Source organism: Microbacterium sp. HMWF026, from assembly GCF_003061325.1.
Classification (GTDB): Bacteria; Actinomycetota; Actinomycetes; order Actinomycetales; family Microbacteriaceae; genus Microbacterium; species Microbacterium testaceum_E.
In genome coordinates, this window is record NZ_QAJB01000355.1 from 1 (window position 1) to 2778 (window position 2778).

The following is a 2778-nucleotide window of genomic DNA, read 5'->3' on the forward strand; positions in this document are numbered from 1 at the left end:
GTCCGCGACGACGCTGATCCCGGGGCCCCGCCTCAGGCCCGCGCCGCTGCCCGCACGGTGGAGGGGCCCCGCCTCAGGCCCTCGCCGCCGCCCGCACGGCGGAGACCGCGGCCGACGGTGACCCCTGGAACGCGGGACCGTGCCCGGGGAGCACCCAGTCGGCATCCAGATCCTCGATGCGCGCGAGTGAGGCGAGGGCCTCGGCGGGATCGTCGGTGAACGGGGCGGGCGCCGGTCCGCGGCGACCCGTCAGCACGTGCCGTGTCGTGAGGGCGTCCCCGACGAAGACCGCGCGCACGGCGGGCGAGAACACGGCGATGCTGCCGGGGGAGTGGCCGGGCATGCCGATCACGCGCGGGCGGCCCGGTAGATCGAGCTCGTCGCCGTCGGCGACCTCGCGCACCTCGGTGAGCCACTGCGGTCGCATCCCCTTGCGGATCGCATAGGCGGCGAAGCCGAGCAGGGGCCCGGGGCGCATGGGGCCGACGGTCGTCTTCGGCTTGTCCCCGCCGCGCGCGCGATCCGCGTCGGCCGCGTGCACGTAGACGGGGATGCCGAGCTCGCGGCGCAGGCGTTCCGAGCAGCCGACGTGATCGACATCGCCGTGGGTCAACACGACGCCGCGGATGTCGCTGAGGGGGCGGCCGATGGCATCCATTTCGCGGACGAGGTCGGCGTAGAAGCCGGGTAGGCCCGCGTCGACGAGGGTGATGCCGTCGGGGGTGACGATGAGGTGCGCGGCGACGAGCTCGTTGCCGAGGCGGTGGAGGGCGGGGGCGAGTCGCATGGGCCTGCCTTTCTCGGTGATAGCTACGAAGTGTAGCCATGATAGCTTATGTCTGTAGCCATGGGAGGGGTCATGCCGACACCGGTCAGAACGACGCTCGACGAGATCGTCGCCGCCGCCGCACGCCTGCTCGATGCGGGCGGGATCGCCGCGGTCACCATGCAGGCGGTCGCGGTCGAGGTCGGAGTCCGAGCGCCCTCGCTGTACAAGCGCGTCCGCGACCGCGACGCGTTGCTCGCCCTCGTCGGAGGCGACGCGGCGCGCGACCTCACGAGCCGTCTCGAGGCCGCGTCGGACCTCGACGGGCAGCTGCACGCCTTCCGCTCCTTCGGGCACGCGCGACCCGAGGCGTTCCGGTTGCTCTTCGCCTCGGTCGTGGATGCCGACACCCTGGCGCAGACGAGCGCCCCGGTGCTGCGCGCGACGACGGACATCGTGGGTGAGGGGCGCGCGCTGGACGCGGCCCGTCTTCTCACGGCGTGGGCGACCGGCTTCGTGACCATGGAGCTCGCCGGAGCCTTCCGCCTCGGCGGCGACCTCGACGAGGCGTACCGCTACGGCTGTGCCCACCTCGTGCGCTCGCTCGTGGATGGTCAGGACGGGGAGCGGCCGGCCCAGGGATCGTAGTCGGCGATCAGTTCCTCTTGCGCGGGGCGCTCGGCATCCGGGATGTGCTGCAGGTTCACGCGCACGCGGTACCAGAGCGAGCTCGAGCCGCGCATGCCGTCGACGAGGACGTCCGCGGGGTGCAGGTGGGACGCGGCCTGGGGATGCCCGGTCTTCCACGTCTCGAGCGCGTCCAGCGCCTCGGGCTTGGTCTTGGTCCGCGCGACCTCGATGAGCGGCATGGTCGACGTGCGGCGGCCCGAGCCGTCGGAGCCGCGCGGAGGCTTCTCGGCCGGCCCCAAACGCTCGGCCAGCGCGAGCAGCGCATCGAGCGACCCGGCGGTGTCGTCGATCCCGGCGTGCGGGTCGCCGATCGCGCGGAACCGCTCGGGCACCGTCAGGACGGTGAACTCCTCGGGGCGGCGGCTGCGCACCTCGTCCCAGGTGAGCGGCGTCGACACGCGCGCGTCGGGCAGCGGACGGATCGAATAGGCCGAGGCGACCGTGCGGTCCTTGGCGTTCTGATTGAAGTCGACGAAGACGCTCTCGCCGCGCTCCTCCTTCCACCACCGTGCCGTCGCCAATCCCGGGGCGCGGTTCTCGACCTCGCGGGCGAGGGTCTCGGCGGCCAGGCGCACGGCGGCGAAATCCCACTCGGGGCGGATGCGGACGAGGATGTGCAGGCCGCGCGACCCCGACGTCTTGGGCCAACCGGTCAGACCGTGATCCTGCAGCACGTCGCGTGCGATGAACGCGACGTCCACGATCTGCGCCCAATCGACTCCGGGCATGGGGTCGAGGTCGACCCGCAGCTCGTCGGGGTGGTCCAGATCCTCGGCGCGGACGGGGTGGGGGTTGAGGTCGAGACAGCCCAGGTTGACTACCCAGGCCAGGCCCGCGGCATCCCGGATCACCGCCTCTTCGGCGGAGGTGCCCGAGGCGTAGCGCAGGATCGCGGTGTCGATGAAGTCGGGGTGGTTCTCGGGGACGCGCTTCTGGAAGAAGGGCTCCTGATCGAGGCCCTTCGAGAAGCGCTTCAGCACCATGGGGCGTCCGCCGGCCCCGCGAAGGGCTCCCTCGGCGACGGCGAGGTAGTACCGCACGAGGTCGAGCTTGGTCAGCCCCGCCTCGGTGAAGACCACACGGTCGGGGCTGGTGACGCGCACCTCGTGCCCGTCGACGTCGAGGATCTCGGGCGGCGTCTTCGCGGGGCTCATGGCGCGAGGCTAGCGGCGGGCCGGGCGGACGCGGCACCCCTTGCGGTGCGCGCCCGGCGGCGTCGCGCGGGGCGCTCGTGCCGACGTCGCGCTTGGCGCTCGTGCCGGCGTCGCGCTTGGCGCTCGTCGTGTCGAGTGTCCAGGACGTGCCGCCGCGTGGCGGACCCG

The 2778-nt window shown here is 72.9% G+C and carries 3 protein-coding genes; 1 reads left to right on the plus strand and 2 read right to left on the minus strand.

The window, feature by feature from the left end:
• Positions 1 to 73 precede the first annotated feature (73 nt).
• Positions 74 to 787 (minus strand): MBL fold metallo-hydrolase, encoded by a 714-nt coding sequence (locus tag DBR36_RS13325; protein WP_108320147.1) that lies wholly within the window; start codon positions 785 to 787, stop codon positions 74 to 76.
• Between the two features lie 72 nt (positions 788 to 859).
• On the opposite strand from DBR36_RS13325, the gene DBR36_RS13330 reads away from it, so the two are divergent.
• Complete coding sequence (locus tag DBR36_RS13330) at positions 860 to 1414, plus strand: TetR/AcrR family transcriptional regulator (protein WP_108320151.1); 555 nt, start codon at positions 860 to 862, stop codon at positions 1412 to 1414.
• Here DBR36_RS13330 and DBR36_RS13335 read toward each other — a convergent pair.
• Entirely contained in the window at positions 1381 to 2610 is a 1230-nt protein-coding gene (locus DBR36_RS13335; RefSeq protein ID WP_108320149.1) for a DNA polymerase domain-containing protein, read from the minus strand. The genes DBR36_RS13330 and DBR36_RS13335 overlap by 34 nt on opposite strands.
• Positions 2611 to 2778: the final 168 nt, after the last annotated feature.